Genomic DNA, 16,859 nt, shown 5'->3' with positions numbered 1-16,859 from the left:
ACGTCGCCCTCTTCGAGACGGCGGTACGCGTTTGTATCGAGCGATCGGATGAGTATAAAGTCATTGAATTTTATACTTTCCGATAGTTGATCGTAACCTTTGTTATGATCATACCCGACAGGACTCAACAAATTCTGAACAAATCCGCTTATGATGGCATCCGATCGTTGCGGCTTTCGAACCATTCCGTCACGATGCCCGACGGACGCACTCCGAAATCCTCGTTTAACATGTCCGTCAGCAACTCGTATTGATGATTAACTTCGGAGGTATTGCCAAGCTTGTCGTATAGTCTCATCAAACCGAAATAGCTTTCTTCGATTTCCGGAAACCGCACTTGAATTTGTTGAAACAAGGAAATGGCGTCTCCGGAAGAACCCGCCGCTTCCAATTGGCTTGCGTTCTTCAGAGCGTGTTCCAGCCATAATGCCCTCAAGCGCTCTCTCTCGTTCGCCGCCCAATGGAAGTCTTCCGTCTCCAAATAATCTCCGCGATATTCTTTGACCAGCAACTGAACCATTTTTTCCGGTTGGTTCTCCTCGGCCGCCGCCTTAACCGCATTCTCCCACGCTCTTGCGTCGACTTGAACGTTCGCGGGAAGATCTAACCGATAGCGACCTTCCTTATATTCGATTTTTAGAGGAATGTTGGCGGTCTTAAACGCCTGGCGGATTTGATAGATGGCCGTATGCAAATACGTAACGGATTTATCCAGATCCCCTTCCGGCCAAATCCGGTCCAGCAGTTCGTCCTTGTTCGGCGTCTTATCTGCCAGATGGATCATGAAAGCGAACAATTCCTTGGCTTTCGTCGTTCTCCAAGGAATTTCCATCGCCCCTCCCCGGGCGTCTTGAAAGCTTAAATGGTGCAGCAGACAGAGCATCGCTAAACCGTCCTCGCGCGGTTCGCTTCCGCCCGGGCGCATCGCCGCGAGCCGCTTCAAGGTGACGTCCAGCCTTTTCAATTGAATCGGCTTCAACAAATAATCGACGGCCGCGAGCTCGAAAGCATCGATCGCGTATTGCTCGTAAGCGGTCACGAACACGATATGCAGCTCCGGATTGGCGGACTGAAGACGGGAAGCCAGCTCCAAGCCGTTCCATTCCGGCATTTCAATGTCCACGAAGGCGACGTCCGCGCGTAAATGTTCCTGTTGCTTAAGAGCTTCTCTCGGATCCACGAAAGCTCCGACCACCTCGACTTGATAGCGCTGCAGTATCCGAACCATGCTGTCGACCGCCAAAGGCTCGTCATCGATCACGATAGCTTTCAAGAAATTTCCTCCTTCGCCTTGGTCGGAATCCGAAAGCTGACTTCGGTTCCCGCCCCCGTCTCGCTGCTAATATTTAATCCCGTGCCATGCGCGTTAATCAAACGGCGATGTACGTTAAACAGTCCTATTCCGGAACGATAAGCTCCCGACAACACGGACTCGATCTTCTCGGGCTTGAATCCGACCCCGTCATCCCGTACGATCACCCGGTACCCCCCCGTTTCCTCCTCAACCTCGATCCGAAGCTCTCCGCCCTCGAATCGCGGCAGAATGCCATGTCTTAGAGCATTTTCGACGATGGGCTGAATCGTTAACGGCGGAAGCATGAATTGAAGGCGATCGGGTAACGCCACCTTCACGCGTATCCGATTGCCGAACCGAGCCTGCTCGATCTGCAAGTACGACCGCACAAGCGTCCACTCCTTCTCGAAGGTTACGAGCTTGTCCAAGTTGCGGAGATCGAAGCTGTTGCGCAAATAGCTGCCGAAGTCGTTCAGAAGCTCCCGGGTTCTTTCCGGATCTATCTCGCTTAAGCTCGCGATCGTGTTTAAGGTATTATACAGAAAATGCGGTTTAATCTGAGCTTGGATGAGCGCCATCTCCATATGGAGCTGATCCCGAATCGATTGCTTCATTCTCAACAAGGTTCTCGTTCGGGCTTTGAATTCGGATGCGTCGATCGGTTGGGTGACATAATCGTTGGCTCCGGCATTGAAGCCGACGAGCAGGTCGGCAGGCAGATTGCGGGACGTCAAGAAAAGCACCGGCAAGTCGTAGAAAGAGTTTCTTGTCCGGATATGGCGGCATAGCTCGTAGCCGGACAACCGGGGGAGCATAACGTCCAATACGACCAGATCCCAGTCCGATTCCCTCTCCCATGCTTGAAGCCCCTGCATGCCGTCCGAGACGGCGGTTACGCGCAATCCTTCCTGACGAAGAATATCCGCCATGATCTTCAGCCCCACGGGATCGTCGTCAACGATCAAAGCTTTGGGGGCATCCGGGGATGGATGAACCTCGGCAAAGGCGTTGGAGGTAGCCGCGATGAGCGAATTAACGTCGTCGTCATCGCCCTCTTCATCGCCAAGCAATCTAGCGATTGAATCCGGCACTTCGTCCTGTTCGGCGGATAACGGGAGCTCGAATCGAAGCTCCTGAGCATTCTCGGCCGAGGTCGAGGTCGAGACAGCTAAGGTCCCCCCGTGCATTTCAATCAGCTTTTCGCTAATTTCAAGATTCATTTCGGTGTCCGATAACGTTTCCTTAGGCAAATTACCGTTACGATCGGCATGAATAATCACCGACGCCTTGCCGGGGTCTCCGGTTAGCTCCGCTTTCACGACGATCAAGCCTTCCGCTCCGGATTTAACCGTATAGTGGAGCAGATTAAACAAAATCTGCATAAGCCTCTGTTCATCCGCCAACACATGCGGAACGCCCGGTTCCGTACGGTTCTCGAAGCTAACGACGTCATTGTCGCTCATATACCGCATAACTTCCAATACCCCGTTAATCGCCATACGAGCGTCGACCGCGCGAAGCTCCAATTCGACCCCGCCGTCATTTAGCTTGGATAAGTCGAGAATATCGTTCAACAAATAGGCGAGCTTCCTCCCGGTCGCGACCATCAGCGACAAACGTTCCTCTTGCCGTTTTCCTTGAAGCTCCCCCTCGTCGATCATAATTTGAGCCAGGTTAATGATGCCGTGCAAGGGCACGCGGATTTCTTGGGACGTGTTCGCAAGAAAATCGTTCTTCAATCGATCCGCGACCAGCAACCTTTTCGACAATATCTCCACTTGCTCCATATTCGTAAAGAACCTTTTCGCGATAAACAAAGCCATCATAATCACGAACAACAATCTTTCGAACGGGGGGACGGCAACATCCGTATCGAATCCTAAATAGCGGAAGGCGTGTACTAAACTTTCCATCAGAATGCAGACCGCCGCGATTAAGGAGAATACGGATTCGCTCTCCCGGCGGAAGCTGCCCGCAAGCAAAATATAGAGAGAGTAGAAGAACACGATGCTTTCGCCTACGATCAACTGCGTATCCCATTGGGAGAACAAAGAAGCGTCCGCGACGACGACCGCGCCTGCCATTCCTATCGCCAACGCCATAATAAACCGGATGACCCGCTTGTTGCCGTACCCGGGAAACATGGCGAGAACGAATAGGAACAAGCTCGAGTACAGACCGATGGAAGGAAGCATCTGCAGCTTCGTTTGCCAATTATAGCCGATATCGGGAAACAGCCAGAATAACAGCCTTTCTCCGTGCGACGCCCAGAAGAGCAGCGACATCCAGAAGAAGAGACCGAAGTACAGCAGTTCTTTGTTTTGCCTGCGGAATAAATACAGGAACATGAAGTATAGGCCGCTCACGATATAGAAGCCCATCAACAGATTATTCCCGACTAACCGGAGCTGAACGTTACGTTCGACCGCTTCCGATGAACCGAATTGGATATTCTGGAAAATACCGCCTAGGCTGCCGTAATCGAAATTAGAAGCAACTATGACAAGCTCCATCATGCCGTCCGCATCTGGGGTAACCTTAACCGTATAAGGCATTACGCGAGGCTCGGAATGCTCTCGGTCTATTCCCGGTACGCCCTGTTGTCCGACGAGCTTACCGTCCACGAACAACTTGTGAGCGGTTCTTATGACTTGCGCTTGAATCGCATATTCGTCCGCCCCTTGACGAGGCAACAAAATTCGAAGCCTGTATGTGCCGTAGCCGAACGGAGTCGGGTTGCCCGGAGCTATGGCCGTATCCCAAGCACCCGGCACTTGCAAATAACGCACCCGTTCATCTTCAATCGGAAACGGACCGCTTCCGGGCTCGATGAGCTTGCCGGGATAGAATTCCCATTCCCCGCGCAGGCTTAAGACGTCGCCCGCGGTTTGGATATCCGCCGCGGAGGAAGCTCCGACATTCCATTCCGACAAGTCCAAGACGCCGGCTTTAGCCTGAGGAGGTTGCTGCGTTCCCCCTACGTATATCCATAAGCTTCTTATGCCGATCAACGCGATAAATACCGCGATAACGATTCCTAATTTACGTTTCACGACTTCACCCGTTATTCTAGCTCGCATTCGTGCTTTTTCTATAAAATTCTACATCGCGAACGGCGGTTCCTGCACAACGCAAAGAGTCCGGACGGTTTCATCCGGACTCTTCCGCAAACCTATGATCGTCTTACCTGCTCGCGCCTCCGCCTCCGGACGATCCGCCGCCGCCTCGTCCGCCGCCGGCACCGCCTCCGGATCCTCCTCTGCGGCCTAACAAGTTGATCACGGAAAAGGTAATCGCTCCTCCCGTAAACTTGAAGTCGAGGAAAATGAGCAATGCGATCCCCAAGCCAAGCAACACCTTCATGTAGCCGGGAATGCTTTCGAAGAAATTGCTGCCGTCGCTAACTCCCATAGGAGGCGCAAGCTCTTCCGTAACCCCCGATGAGTCCAAACCGTATTCCGCGGCGATCTCGTTCAAGATCGCGCTTTGCGTCTGTAAGAAAGCCGCGTCGAGTTGCCCCGAGTCGCGATTAGGGACAAAGTATTGATCCAGGATCGCCCCGGCTTTCCCGTCCGGAATACGTCCTTCCAGCCCGTATCCGACTTCCATCCTTACGTGGCCGTCGGATGCGGAGTACAGCAGCAACACGCCGTCGTTCCTCGCCGAATCTCCAAGTCCCAGCTTGCGGAAGGTCGCGACCGCCACATCTTCGAGCGTCTGTCCGTCCAGAGATCGAATCGTTACGATACCGATTTGCGCCGTTCCGGTGTTCTCTTTCAGCCATTTCGCCCTTGCGTATAGTTCGCTGCGCGTTTGCGAAGAAAGGACATTAGCTTCATCCTGAACATAGACGCCGTAACGGCTATCCGTTTGCGCGTGGACATGGACTCCTCCTGCTCCTGCCAACGTGAGCAAGAGCGGGATCAAGATCAACAAGCTTAACGCGTATTTCCTCACGCTAAGTCTTATCCGAGCCATCATCAGAACTGTACTTCAGGCACGGTTTCCGCGCCCGGCGCCGCCTTGAACAGGTCTTTCTTCTCGAAGCCGAATAGCGATGCATAGAGAGCGGTCGGGAACTTCTTGATCCTTGTATTAAAATCCGTGACGGAATTGTTATAATCCTGGCGGGCGACCGCGATGCGGTTTTCCGTTCCCGACAGTTCATCCATCAAGCGGGTAAACTGCGCATCCGCCTTCAATGTCGGATAATTCTCGACGACGACGAGCAATCTCGACAAGGCCCCTTCGAGTTCGGCGTTAGCCGCCGCTTTCTCCGTGGTGGTGCCTGCACCCGCAAGCTTGCTTCGCGCGTCGGCGATCGCTTGGAATACTTCCTTCTCGTGGGCCGCGTATCCTTTGACCGTATTGACCAAATTCGGAATGACGTCCTCCCGACGCTGAAGCTGGGTATCGATCTGCGCTTCCTTGTTGTCTACCGCCGTTTCCGACGAGACGAGTCTGTTGTAGGAGCCCACCGTCGACATCACGACGATAAGCACCAATGCCGCAACGACAATCCACGTAATCGTTGAACGTTTCATCGTTTTCCTCCATCGTAGCTCTCGCTATTTTCTCTTATGTCCTTATCCTTATTGTGCCCAAATGAATCCGTTTTGGCAAATTGCGGCGTCCATCCGTTAGAGGGACCAGGGATTGATTGTTAAACAAAGAAGCTCCCTTACGGGAGCCCTGACCTTAACTGCCTTTAGTGGAAGCCACTTGCCACTAACGAATATTCACGGTTCGTACTTGCCAAACTCCCCGCATTTCACTCGGTAGCCCCCGCTTTTTTCGCCTCCATAGCGGCATAACCGTCGCAAATCAGCTCAAGCTTACCGGTTGTCGGATCCATAACAAAACCATGCACCGGGATAAAGGAAGGAACCAACGGATGTCTGCGGATCATATCGATGCTGTGTTTCACGCCTTCTTCGGGACGATCGAACCCTCTCAGGAAACGATCCATCCGGATGCCCGAGTTTTCCAACGTTTCGATTACCGTCTCCGAAATCCCGTTCGCCTTGAATTTCTCCACGAGCGAGGCCGAGTCTAGCTGGGTCATGCCGCAACCGTGATGCCCGATGACAAGCACCTCTTTCACTCCCATTTCATGAATCGCGATCAATATGCTCCGCATCGCGCTTCCGAAAGGCTGGGTTAAGATCGCGCCCGCATTCTTGATTATTTTCGCGTCCCCGTTGCGCAAGTTCAGCGCTTTGGGCAACAGCTCGACAAGACGCGTATCCATGCACGTTAAGATGGCTACTTTCTTCTCCGGGAACTTGTCCGTTAAATATTTCTCGTACTTCTTCTGCTCAACGAACTGCTGGTTATGCTCCATAATGTTACTTACGATAGACATAGATCTCACTCCTCGCTTCCCATTCAAACCAAACATACCAACCATGAAACCATAAGATTCAAGAGGTTGTTTCTTAATTTTATTCGATTTGATTAAAAATGCAAAACTTCTTTTCGGCGGATCGATGATAACCAAAGCCAGTCTCAATAGCGAATCGCCGGCTCTAGAATGGTAATCGTTCCGTTGTTCGCGTTCATATTCACCAATGCTCCGATCGGCAGAGCCGCTTTGTAAATGCCATGACCGGTCGCCAAGTCGGCGATCAGCGGCTTGCCGAACGGCACGATATAATCTTCGATTAAATCTTCGTACGTTTGCCCGTAAGCATCTTGGCAGCCCGTGCATTCTCCCATGATAATCCCGACGCAATCCTTGAACTTCCCTGCGAGACTAAGCTGCAATAGGTAACGATACACGGTGTTTACCGGTTCATGGACTTCCTCCAGAAACAATATTTTACCTTTCGTATCGATCTCGAACGGCGTGCCGAGAGAACCCACGAACGAGGTTAAATTCCCTCCTACGAGAGTTCCGGTCGCGCTTCCGGGCACTTTGCCGACAAGCGGTTTTCCCGGAGGATTATCGATCGCGCGTGGCACTTTATTCGATGAGGTAGCCGTAAAAAACTGCTCGAAATTGTACGGAGGCGTCTCCGGTTTAAAATCGAGGAGCAACAGGCTGTGCAACGTAATGATACCGGATAATTGCGAGAGCACGTTTAACAGCACTGTAATATCGCTGTATCCGCTAACGATCTTCGGATGACGACGAATAAACGAATAATCCAGGAAAGGAAGAATTCCCTCCACGCCGACCCCTCCGCGGGATGGAAGGATTAACCTCACGCTATCGTTAGCGAACATATCCATAAGATCCTCGGCACGCTGCCTATCCGTCCCGGCCAAAAAACCGTTCTCTTCGAACGCGTAGCGGCCTAGAATAACGTTTAGCCCCATCGAACGCAAGTACGCAACGCGGGCGTTGATCGTCTCCGGCGCGAGAGGACTGCCCAACGTAACGATTCCTACCGTATCTCCTTGCTGCAACGCCAATGGTTTAATCGCCATTACGTCCCCTCCCGGCATTGATTCGCTATTGCTACTCTATGAAGGGGGATGCGCTACGATACTGCAAAAATCGAATATCAAGAGCCGGTCCCGTTGGGTTATAATGGGGGGAAGCCTGTAAGATGACGGGGGGCGTGTTGACGATTGGCGAAAACGAAAATTTTTATTAGTTCAGTCAACGAGGACGGGCTTAAACGGCTGCGCAGGGATGCGTTCGCCGAACTCAGGGATCTCGGGCACGAACCGCTCATGTGGGAAGAGAATCTCGGCCCTTGGCCGGCGAATATCGATCCCGTCGTCAAATGCCTCGAAGCGGTCGAGGAATCCGATATTTTCTTGCTGTTCATCGGGAATAACGGAGGTACCTACCATAAGCCGGCGCAGAGAACGGTTACCCACATGGAGTTCATTAAAGCTTACGACCGGGACAAAACGATTCTCGTTTTCGTGGACGTCACGGTAAAAGCTTTATTCTTCGGACGCATCAAGAAATGGATAGACGACTTCCTGGAGCAATACATAAGCGAATCGAACCAGCATCCCTCTCCCGAAGTCATGATGACCGCTCTTAAGCTTAATTCCGACATTCCCGCTCATATCGATCCGTATGTCTGGTTCCTGCTCCATGACTTAACCATTCGAAACGTGTATATGGACGATATCTCGTTAGGCGTTAGAATCGATTGGAAAGAATATTTCAGCGATCTGCTCCGCAGAGGATCCATGTTGCTTCCGCTTCAGCATTCCATTATGGAAAACGGCAAAAGACTGGAACAATCCGAGGACGCTTTCCGGTTTCTGTCTCAACTGTCCTTGCTTACGCAATCGCCCGATGCCTCGAATTACGAAGCGATATTAACGGCGATCATGCATAGAATGTCTGGAGGACTAATCGAACATCGATACGGGAAATATATGACCGAAGTTATCGGCTCTTACAAAGCTTGCATCGGAGCGACCCTATACACGAACGAAAACGACAAAATGAAATACGTGGCCAAATGTTCCGACGTCGCCTGGAACCGTTCCTTCAGGCTCGAAGACAAAAGCTCATACGTTGCGTTAACTTATAATTTAGGTAAGGATACCGTTCATTATACGCAGGCGAAACAAATGTTCTATTGCTGCTTCAAACAAGGCGACTACGTGCTTACGCTGCATTTTCCCGCGAATTCGGACTGGGATAATCACAAGTACATGACCTACCAAGAGAGCGTAAATGATGCTATAATTAATAAAAATCCTTACTTGGTCGTGATGATCAAAATGTTCTTAGGAGGCATGCAATCATGAGCGTATACGTATCCAAGAACGGCAAGGTTAGTCTCGCGGTCGGAGCTCAACCGAAGGACGCGCTTCTGTTCGCTCCTTCCAAGAAATCGTCGACGCAACTGCTTAACGAGAATCTGTCCGCTTGGAAGCTAAGCAATACCCTCATTCAAGAACGGTTCGCCAAAGCGACTCAGCGTCATTAAATAAGATTCGATAACTGCCCGCGATGCCGAATCGGCTTCGCGGGTTTATTTATTTTCGGGTGGATCGGAGAGACTACGACGAGCGAACGGATTTACATCCTTTAATTTATTTGATATAGTAACTTACATTAAGTAACTAATCGTTGTGGGGGTATGACAAATGTCTCAATCCATTCATGCCGATACGGTTCTCGGGCAACTTAAGCTAAAGGTAAGAGATCTTCAACGCTCTATCCGCTTCTATAAGGAAATCATCGGCTTCCGAGTACTTAGGGAAGAGGCGGGAATAGCCCATATGACCGTTAATGGCAAATCGACCTTCCTGATTCTCGAGGAAGTACAAGATGCCGCGCCCGTTGCGCGAAGATCCACTACCGGGCTATATCATTTCGCAATACTCGTACCGACGCGGGAACAACTGGGCTTGTCCCTACGCAAGTTGGCAGAGTCCGGAGTCCAAGTCGGGCAAGGAGACCATCTCGTAAGCGAAGCCTTATATCTCTCCGACCCCGATCATAACGGCATCGAAATCTACCGCGACCGTCCTCGCTCCGAATGGAAGAAGGATGCGGAAGGGAACTATATCATGGGAACGGATCCCGTGGATATTAAGGGGCTGCTCGAATTGGCGGGAAATAAGCCTTGGACCGGCTTGTCTCCGGAGACGATTCTCGGGCACATCCATCTGCACGTAAGCGAGCTTTCCGCGTCCAAAACGTTCTATTGCGACATCTTAGGGTTTGACGTAGTCGCCGATGTTTCGAAAAAAATGGGGGCGTACTTCATCTCCGCCGGAGGTTATCACCACCATATCGGCATGAACATCTGGGCGGGAGTAGGCGCGCCGCAGCCTCCGGCCAACAGTACCGGCTTAGCCTTCTATACGATCGTGCTGCCAACCGAGGGGGAACTCGAACGTATTCTCGCGCAGTTGGGAACCTCCGGTATCCCTTTCGCTCAGGAAGCCGATTATTGGCGGGTTAACGATCCCTCCGGCATCGAGATTCGGCTTACGATCGCAGCTTGATCGGCGAAATCGCCCTGCATTCTGATAAGTCTTTCGATTTCTTCAAAAAAAAGACTTGCTTAGCCCCAAAATCGGGGTCTAGGCAAGTCGTTTTCCGATTTAGGACGCTTCAGAGGGTTCCGCCGATTGCTCCGCGCTCGTACCCGCGTCCGCCGGCCGCTTCTCTCCGCCTTCGAAGCCCCTTCCTTTGCCGCCGCCATGATGACGTCCTTCTCCGAACCCTTTGCCGTTGACGATTTTCTCGGCGATATCGGCTGCGTTCGCCAATTGCTTATCCGCTTGTTCCTGCGTCAGCTTGCCTGCCTTTAGCGCCTCGTTGATGGTTGCGGTCATGGAAGCCGCTTGGGCATCGATCAACTTCTGCGCTTCAACGCCTTTTTCAGTCGCTAGTTCCGCTAACGATTTGCCCTCTTTCAACTGCTCCTTCAGTTCATCGGCGCTTAAGCCAAGCAGCTTCGCAACCGCCGTTAGGTCCCGCTCTCCGCGGAACCCGCCTCCCATGCGGCCATGCTTGTCCGGTTTCAGCTCGGAATCGATCGCCTTGTCCAAATTATTCGCGAAATCCTGTTTTCTTTCCTCGAGTTTCTTATTGTAAGCTGCCGTCATGACGCTCTTGAGGCTTTCGCGCGAAACACCCTGCTCTTCTGCAATCTGAGCCAACGTTTTCCCCGTTCCGGTCTTCTCGTTTAAAGCCGCTTGATCGAGCTTGAGCAGATCCAGAACCTCTTGGCTAACGATGCCGCCGCGTCCCTCGAACGAGCCGCCTTTAACCGACCATGCCGGTTTCTCCGTCGTCTCTCCCGAAGATGTGCCCGTAGTCGCGGCATAAGCGGAGAAGGGAATCATAACCGCTAACGCTGCAGTAATTCCTAGTGTTTTTACCGATCTTTTCATTGTTTTTCCTCCTATTCCTATAGTCGCCTTACCTCTTTCATTATTCGCACCGATCCTGAAGCCGGGATGAAACCAACCTTAACGGAACATAAGGCCCAACTGAATGTTATCTGAACGTTTACTCCCCTAATCTTAAGATTTTCTTCAGGTCTTATTTCCAATTCATTAAGGATTGAACCTGTATAATCAGACTAGAACGGAGGGAATACGATGATTGAAATGATTCAAATAAACCATCAATTCGCGATTGGCAAAAAAGGGAAGGAACGAGTCGTTCCCGTGCTTCACGATATCGATCTTCATGTTAAGCAAAGCGAGATCGTCGCGATCGTCGGACGCAGCGGTTCCGGCAAATCGACGTTGCTTAATCTCATGTCCGGGTATATCCGGCCGACTTCCGGATCGATCCGCTTGGCCGGACAAGACGTTACCGGCTTAAGCGAAGGCGATTGGGCGAACTTCCGGTTGGCGCATCTGGGCTTCATGTTCCAGAGCTTCCAATTGATCCCGAGCATGACCGCCTTCGAGAACGCCGAGCTTCCGCTCGTGCTTAAAGGCTTGCCCGTCGCCCAACGCAAGAAACGGGCCATGGAACTTCTGGAGCAAGTCGGAATCGCCGAATACGCAGGCCATTATCCGGGCGAATTGTCCGGGGGGCAACAGCAACGGGTTTCCGTCGCCAGATCGTTAATGCTGAATCCGCCTATCGTGCTTGCGGACGAGCCTACCGGAAGCTTGGACAGCGACAACGAACACCAGCTTCTTGCGCTTATACGCCATCTGAATCAGGATCGGGGAACAACTTTCGTCTTGATTACCCATGACGATCAAGTCGCATCGATCGCGCATCGTACGATTACGCTGAGGGATGGGCATCTCTTGAACGCGGTCCACAAAGGAGGGGTTCACGCCTATGAAACTCACTGATCAATTCCGGTTTGTCCGGCAAAACATGAAGAAAAACAAAACGCGGCTGTTCATGACCGTGCTAGCGACGGCTATGGGCTGCTCTTTCCTTATCGTGCTCGCTTCCGTCGGCTTCGGCTTGCAGAAGAGCATCGTAGACAAAGCGGTTGGGGATCGAATGGTTACCGCGATAGAAATATACGGGATGGAATCCTCTAACGAAGTGGAGAGGCAGATCGGCCAGAAGAACGTCGAAAGCCTGCGATCTCTGAAGAACGTCAAGGCGGTTACGTATCGCAACCCTATTCGCCAATCCTTGAATCCTTCCGTAGATGGCGTCCCCGTGAATAATAACGGAACGACTCACCTCGACTTCGATGCCGAGACGAAGGCTGGTTTCGAGCTAAGCGCCGGCAGGTTGCCTCAAGCCGGAAACGAGGTCGTCGTCGGGTACCATATCCGCATATCCAATGAGGCCAAACCGAACGAGGAGCCTCCGGCCGCTAAGGACTGGCTTGGCCAAAAGATGGATCTCGAGGTACAACAGCTAGAGAAGGACGGCACTCTGACTAAGAAAACAATCCCCGTCACCATCGTGGGTATCGGCCAGAAGCCGTCCCGGGAATGGCTGACGGACGCGAAAATCTACATCGGAAACGATTTATTGTCTAAGATCGAAAGCTATACGAAGACGCAATGGGGAGAAACCAGAATCGTTCCCGACAAAAATAATCCGGAAGGCTACGAGCCCCCTGGATTGCAGGACCCACGCGGATACAGCCAAGTGCAAGTCATCGCCGACCGGGCGAATCACGTCAAAGCGATCTCCAAAGAAATACGGGAGCAAGGGTACTTCATCCATTCGATCGCGGACGAGTTGGACCAGATCAACCTTATATTTTTGATTATGAAAATCGGACTCGGGTTCGTCGGCACCATCGCCGTGCTCATTGCCTCTATCGGGATATTCAATACGATGACGATGGCGGTCACCGAACGGGCGCAGGATATCGGCATTATGAAAGCCATCGGCGCGCATCCTTCCGCGATCCGGCGCATCTTCCTTCTGGAAAGCAGCCTGATCGGCTTGCTCGGAGCGATCATCGGAACGATTGTCGCCTATGTCATTTCCATAGCCGTCAATGCGGGATTGCCTATGATCATCGAAGGATTCATGGACGAGAAGGTACCGTCGGATTTCGTCTTCTCCTCGATCCCTCCGACGCTTGCTATCGTAGCTTGCTTGATCTCTCTGGGGGTCGCCTTATTATCGGGATCGCGTCCTGCCAAACGGGCTACGCGCATTGACGTCTTACGCGCTCTTCGCAGGGATTTATAAGCCGTGCAGCATCGCAATACGCTCGCAAAGGGGCCATCTTATGAGCATGAAATACCGTTTCGTTTTGATTGCGGCTCTCGCCTTTGTCCTTCTTCTTTTTGCAGGAAAATGGGCGATCAATCTGCTCGAGCCGTTCCGATCCTTTACCGTGACGGTTCATAATGAATCCGGACGTCCTATCGTTGCGGTGGAAACCGGAATTAATACGGGGAGCCCTAACACCTCCGATGTCTCAAAGCACGATTACGAAGAAGTCATCGATGCGGGAGAGAGCGTTAAAATCAAACCAAGGCTCACCGTCAGCGGAGAAAGCAGCATTTATCAGAAATTTACGTACGAGAACGGCGAAACGAAGGACGTCGTCGTATGCGGGTACACGGAATATGCTTCGGGCTACTCCAAGGTCACCCTTCGCGCCGATGGCACCGTCGACGTAGAACAAAAATGCATGTAATTCAACGAACCCTGCCAACAAGCCGCTCATCCCACTAAGGGGAAGAGCGGCTTGTTTCATTGACTGGTCTGCTGTTAAATGAAGATATTCATTAAGACTTGACGGTTATGCCCCGCAACTCCTCGTGGGTTCCCCGCACAGCGTCCGCGAACTCCGTCCAGAGCCGGTCTTCCTTGTCGTACAAGCCGTAATTGCCGATCAAACCTTGGCGATCCCAGAAGTCGTACAGGGAAAACCAATGCGTGCCGATCATATAAGGCAATCGGGCGGCTTGAGTCACGAAATCGCGATAGCATTCCCCGCGGCGCTTCTGATCGCGCACGTGGGTCAGTTGGGCGCCGTTCGTGATCAGGTCGAACCCGGCGCTGCGTCCCGCCCCGAAGCTGAACTCCGTGATCATCATCGGTTTACCGGCGATTCCGTAGGCGCGATTTAAATACTCCTCGGGGATGTCGAAGCTGTAGAAATTGACCGACATGACGTCGACGTATCTCCCCATCGCCTCCAGCACGATTTCCGGCGTGCTCGTTCCGACCAGCCGGCAACCGAGGATCAGGTGATTCGCGTCGTACGTCCGCAGAATCTCCGTCGTCGTGCGGAAATACGTTTCCGCGATCCGTCCGAGGAATTCCAGCTTATCCCGTTCGTAGACGGCTTCGACCGTCCGGTATTCCTTGATCCACAGCAAATCCTCGAAGTCCTCGTACTCCGCCGCCCAATCCTCGTTTAAACGTTCGATCGTGCCGTAGCGCTCCCGCAAAAAAGATACCCACGCTTTCTTGCCGCTCGCGTCCGCGGGCAACCGGATGTAATCTTCGACGAGGTTCGTTTCGTTCTTCCCCTTGCCGGGATCGTTCATCCCCCATTGTCCGGACGTCCCCCACCAATGCAGCTCGTTGTCCGTATACACCCCGATCAACGTCGGGTCGTCCGCTAGATCCGAGCTTCGGTTGCAGTAAGCCTCGACCATCGCCTCGTGCGCGGAATCGGCGAAGCTCGGATCGAAGACGTCGGGGAAGCCGTATCCTCCCCAACCGTTATTCACCATTTTCGACTTGGCGGAGCAGCGGATCTCGATCGTCTTGGGCAGCGCCCGCCGGGAGAAAGAAGCATCGTGCCAGGCCGCCAACGTATTGAACCCGAGCTCCCATACTTCCGACAGCTTCGCATCCGCCCAGCGCCCGTACCAGCCGGGACCGCCGTATTTGTCCATCAGCTTCCGTTCCATCGGAACGCCCAAGCCGTAGTTGAAGCAGTTCACGCCCAACGAATAGAAAGGGTTGCCGTCGCCGTCCGTCAGCCGCCATCGTCCGTCTATTTCTTTGTTAATCCGATAAAATGCGCCCATTCCTATCGTCCTCCCATTTCTTCACTATCCTTTCCGGAATCGTTAGCCGTCCCGGTATTCCTGAGGGGTAATGCCGAAGTGCTTCTTGAACACCTTCATGAAATACGTGCTCTCGTATCCGACCCTAGCCGCGATTTCGTAGATTCTCAAGTCCGTCTGCTTAAGCAGCGTCGCGGCTTTTCCTAGCTTCTGCCGGAACAGGTAGTCGGTCAACGTCGTCCCCGTCTCCGTCTTGAACACTTTGGAGAGGTAGACGGGATGCAGGTGGACGTGCTCCGCGATCGCGACGAGCGAGACGTCTTCGGCCATCCGGGATTCCACGAACGCTTTCACTTGGTCGAGGATCGTCGTCCGCGCGCTTTTCGTGCGGCTTGCCAGATCGTCCTTCAGCCTTCGCATGACGCGCAGCGACCAGCTTCTGAGCTGTTTCCCCGAACGCAGATCGTCCGCCTTGCCCGCGATCCGGAAATCGTCGTCGATGATCGGGGCCAGCCGTTGGCCGTTCTGATGCGCCATATTGGAGAAGGCGGCATACACGACGTAGAACGCTTCGAGCAGATGCTCGCGCGAATCCCCGAACGAATCGTCGATTTCGGCCGTGATCCTGTTCAGCTTTTCTTCCCCTTCTTCCCATCTGCCGGCTTCCAGCAGATGCAGCAGCGTCGGCGTCCGGTACAGCTCGTCCAGCGAGTTCGCCTTCGTCTTGCCGGGTTCGTCCGTCATCGTGAAAAAGTATCCCCGGTCGCTGCCGACGCGGGTCCGCAGAGCGGACAGGGACGCCCGGTACAACGGTCTAACGTCTGACGGAAACTGTCCCCACCGGCTGAGCATAAGAGAGATGCGTCCCCGCAAATAGGTTTGAACGCTTCTCTGGAGCTGCGAAGCGAGCCGTTCCACCAGCCGTTGCCTTTCCGCGGCCCTTTCCTCCGAAGGCTGCCCTCGGTCGTAACGATCGTCCTGCTTGATCGCGAACACGAGAAAATCGTGCGCGTCCTTGTGATACCATAGCCGAAAATGTTTGCCGAATATTTCTTCCGTAATATTGCACACGGCATAAGCCAGCAGATCCAGGCCGTTATCGGCGTATTGGACGAATTCGTCCTCCAGCCGAAGAATCATGACGGCCGCCTCGTCCCCGTCCGCGAAAGGGATTTCCAGGAATGTCATCTGTTCCTCCAGCCGTTCCAAGGACAAGTAGTGACCGTTCAGCAATTCGCTTAGCAGTTGCCCTCGCATAAGCGGACGATGCTCGTACAGCTTCGACATCGTTTGCTGGACGGAGCTGACCTGCTCCCATTCCCGCTTCAGCTTCTCCTGCACCTCGCGGACGGCGAAGACCAGATCTTCCACACGCACCGGCTTGACCAAATAATCCATCGTCTGGGAGCGGATCGCTTCCCGGGCGTATTGGAATTCCGCGTGCCCGGACAGGATAATGCATCTCGTCCCCGTCCAGCCGTCCTGAATCGCTTGCAGCAGCTCCAATCCGCTCATGCCCGGCATCCGGATATCCGTTATGACGATATCGATGGGATGCCGCTTCATCAGCTCCAACGCTTCGTAGCCGGATGCGGCTTGGTGGACGTACTCGACGTCGAGCTGCTCCCACGGAACCGTGTACGCGATCCCCTCGCGCACCGACTCCTCGTCGTCAACGATCATCAGTTGAAACACCGCGTTCCCCTCCGTT

Annotated in this window: 15 protein-coding genes; 6 read left to right on the top strand and 9 right to left on the bottom strand. The window is 53.0% G+C overall.

The window, feature by feature from the left end; translation table 11 throughout:
* Positions 1 to 148: 148 nt before the first annotated feature.
* From HH215_RS30160 to HH215_RS30135, 6 genes are all read right to left on the bottom strand, one after another.
* The gene (locus HH215_RS30160) at positions 149 to 1,273 is read right to left on the bottom strand and encodes a response regulator (protein ID WP_169283267.1); all 1,125 of its coding nucleotides are present in this window, start codon (positions 1,271 to 1,273) and stop codon (positions 149 to 151) included.
* Positions 1,270 to 4,347, bottom strand: a complete 3,078-nt coding sequence (locus HH215_RS30155) for a response regulator (RefSeq protein WP_169283266.1) — start codon at positions 4,345 to 4,347, stop codon at positions 1,270 to 1,272. The genes HH215_RS30160 and HH215_RS30155 overlap by 4 nt, the downstream gene beginning before the upstream one ends.
* Positions 4,348 to 4,477: 130 nt before the next feature.
* Positions 4,478 to 5,275: a TPM domain-containing protein gene (locus tag HH215_RS30150; RefSeq protein WP_169283265.1), complete on the bottom strand. Its 798-nt coding sequence runs from the start codon at positions 5,273 to 5,275 to the stop codon at positions 4,478 to 4,480.
* Positions 5,275 to 5,838 (bottom strand): LemA family protein, encoded by a 564-nt coding sequence (locus HH215_RS30145; RefSeq protein WP_169283264.1) that lies wholly within the window; start codon positions 5,836 to 5,838, stop codon positions 5,275 to 5,277. Before HH215_RS30145 ends, HH215_RS30150 begins: the two co-directional genes overlap by 1 nt.
* A 227-nt stretch (positions 5,839 to 6,065) precedes the next feature.
* Positions 6,066 to 6,659, bottom strand: coding sequence for a beta-class carbonic anhydrase (locus tag HH215_RS30140; protein WP_169283263.1), 594 nt, complete (start codon positions 6,657 to 6,659; stop codon positions 6,066 to 6,068).
* Positions 6,660 to 6,802: 143 nt separating this feature from the next.
* Positions 6,803 to 7,726: a S66 peptidase family protein gene (locus HH215_RS30135; RefSeq protein WP_169283262.1), complete on the bottom strand. Its 924-nt coding sequence runs from the start codon at positions 7,724 to 7,726 to the stop codon at positions 6,803 to 6,805.
* Between the two features lie 144 nt (positions 7,727 to 7,870).
* Between HH215_RS30135 and HH215_RS30130 the strand changes: the two genes are divergently transcribed.
* From HH215_RS30130 to HH215_RS30120, 3 genes are all read left to right on the top strand, one after another.
* The gene (locus tag HH215_RS30130; protein ID WP_169283261.1) at positions 7,871 to 9,019 is read left to right on the top strand and encodes a DUF4062 domain-containing protein; all 1,149 of its coding nucleotides are present in this window, start codon (positions 7,871 to 7,873) and stop codon (positions 9,017 to 9,019) included.
* Complete coding sequence (locus tag HH215_RS30125) at positions 9,016 to 9,201, top strand: hypothetical protein (RefSeq protein WP_169283260.1); 186 nt, start codon at positions 9,016 to 9,018, stop codon at positions 9,199 to 9,201. Before HH215_RS30130 ends, HH215_RS30125 begins: the two co-directional genes overlap by 4 nt.
* A 160-nt stretch (positions 9,202 to 9,361) precedes the next feature.
* Complete coding sequence (locus tag HH215_RS30120; protein WP_169283259.1) at positions 9,362 to 10,228, top strand: VOC family protein; 867 nt, start codon at positions 9,362 to 9,364, stop codon at positions 10,226 to 10,228.
* Positions 10,229 to 10,327: 99 nt separating this feature from the next.
* On the opposite strand, the gene HH215_RS30115 is transcribed toward HH215_RS30120, so the two are convergent.
* Positions 10,328 to 11,122 carry a hypothetical protein gene (locus HH215_RS30115; protein ID WP_169283258.1) on the bottom strand — a complete coding sequence of 265 codons (795 nt, stop codon included), beginning with the start codon at positions 11,120 to 11,122 and terminating at the stop codon, positions 10,328 to 10,330.
* Positions 11,123 to 11,332: 210 nt separating this feature from the next.
* Between HH215_RS30115 and HH215_RS30110 the strand changes: the two genes are divergently transcribed.
* Genes HH215_RS30110 through HH215_RS30100 form a run of 3 tightly spaced genes read left to right on the top strand, consistent with a single transcriptional unit; the run spans position 11,333 to position 13,821 of the window.
* Positions 11,333 to 12,049 carry an ABC transporter ATP-binding protein gene (locus HH215_RS30110; protein ID WP_169283257.1) on the top strand — a complete coding sequence of 239 codons (717 nt, stop codon included), beginning with the start codon at positions 11,333 to 11,335 and terminating at the stop codon, positions 12,047 to 12,049.
* A complete protein-coding gene (locus tag HH215_RS30105; RefSeq protein WP_169283256.1) occupies positions 12,036 to 13,367 on the top strand; it encodes an ABC transporter permease in 1,332 nt (443 codons plus the stop codon). The genes HH215_RS30110 and HH215_RS30105 overlap by 14 nt, the downstream gene beginning before the upstream one ends.
* A 40-nt stretch (positions 13,368 to 13,407) precedes the next feature.
* Positions 13,408 to 13,821, top strand: coding sequence for a hypothetical protein (locus HH215_RS30100; protein ID WP_169283255.1), 414 nt, complete (start codon positions 13,408 to 13,410; stop codon positions 13,819 to 13,821).
* A 91-nt stretch (positions 13,822 to 13,912) separates the two neighbouring features.
* On the opposite strand, the gene HH215_RS30095 is transcribed toward HH215_RS30100, so the two are convergent.
* Together HH215_RS30095 and HH215_RS30090 are read right to left on the bottom strand one after the other, a co-directional pair.
* Positions 13,913 to 15,169, bottom strand: a complete 1,257-nt coding sequence (locus tag HH215_RS30095; protein ID WP_169283254.1) for an alpha-amylase family protein — start codon at positions 15,167 to 15,169, stop codon at positions 13,913 to 13,915.
* Positions 15,170 to 15,211: 42 nt separating this feature from the next.
* The gene (locus HH215_RS30090) at positions 15,212 to 16,843 is read right to left on the bottom strand and encodes a response regulator transcription factor (RefSeq protein ID WP_169283253.1); all 1,632 of its coding nucleotides are present in this window, start codon (positions 16,841 to 16,843) and stop codon (positions 15,212 to 15,214) included.
* Positions 16,844 to 16,859: the final 16 nt, after the last annotated feature.

It is taken from the genome of Cohnella herbarum (assembly GCF_012849095.1).
GTDB classification, from domain to species: domain Bacteria; phylum Bacillota; class Bacilli; order Paenibacillales; family Paenibacillaceae; genus Cohnella; species Cohnella herbarum.
The sequence above is the reverse complement of the archived record's forward strand: the minus strand, read 5'-3'. Positions and strand labels throughout refer to the sequence as shown.

Bases quoted from the DNA above. Each gene is read 5' to 3' on its own strand.
- HH215_RS30145 (WP_169283264.1), bottom strand. From the start codon at position 5,838: ATGAAACGTTCAACGATTACGTGGATTGTCGTTGCGGCATTGGTGCTT.
- HH215_RS30140 (WP_169283263.1), bottom strand. From the start codon at position 6,659: ATGTCTATCGTAAGTAACATTATGGAGCATAACCAGCAGTTCGTTGAG.
- HH215_RS30095 (WP_169283254.1), bottom strand. From the start codon at position 15,169: ATGGGCGCATTTTATCGGATTAACAAAGAAATAGACGGACGATGGCGG.
- HH215_RS30125 (WP_169283260.1), top strand. From the start codon at position 9,016: ATGAGCGTATACGTATCCAAGAACGGCAAGGTTAGTCTCGCGGTCGGA.
- HH215_RS30150 (WP_169283265.1), bottom strand. From the start codon at position 5,275: ATGATGGCTCGGATAAGACTTAGCGTGAGGAAATACGCGTTAAGCTTG.
- HH215_RS30110 (WP_169283257.1), top strand. From the start codon at position 11,333: ATGATTGAAATGATTCAAATAAACCATCAATTCGCGATTGGCAAAAAA.
- HH215_RS30115 (WP_169283258.1), bottom strand. From the start codon at position 11,122: ATGAAAAGATCGGTAAAAACACTAGGAATTACTGCAGCGTTAGCGGTT.
- HH215_RS30120 (WP_169283259.1), top strand. From the start codon at position 9,362: ATGTCTCAATCCATTCATGCCGATACGGTTCTCGGGCAACTTAAGCTA.
- HH215_RS30135 (WP_169283262.1), bottom strand. From the start codon at position 7,726: ATGGCGATTAAACCATTGGCGTTGCAGCAAGGAGATACGGTAGGAATC.
- HH215_RS30105 (WP_169283256.1), top strand. From the start codon at position 12,036: ATGAAACTCACTGATCAATTCCGGTTTGTCCGGCAAAACATGAAGAAA.
- HH215_RS30100 (WP_169283255.1), top strand. From the start codon at position 13,408: ATGAGCATGAAATACCGTTTCGTTTTGATTGCGGCTCTCGCCTTTGTC.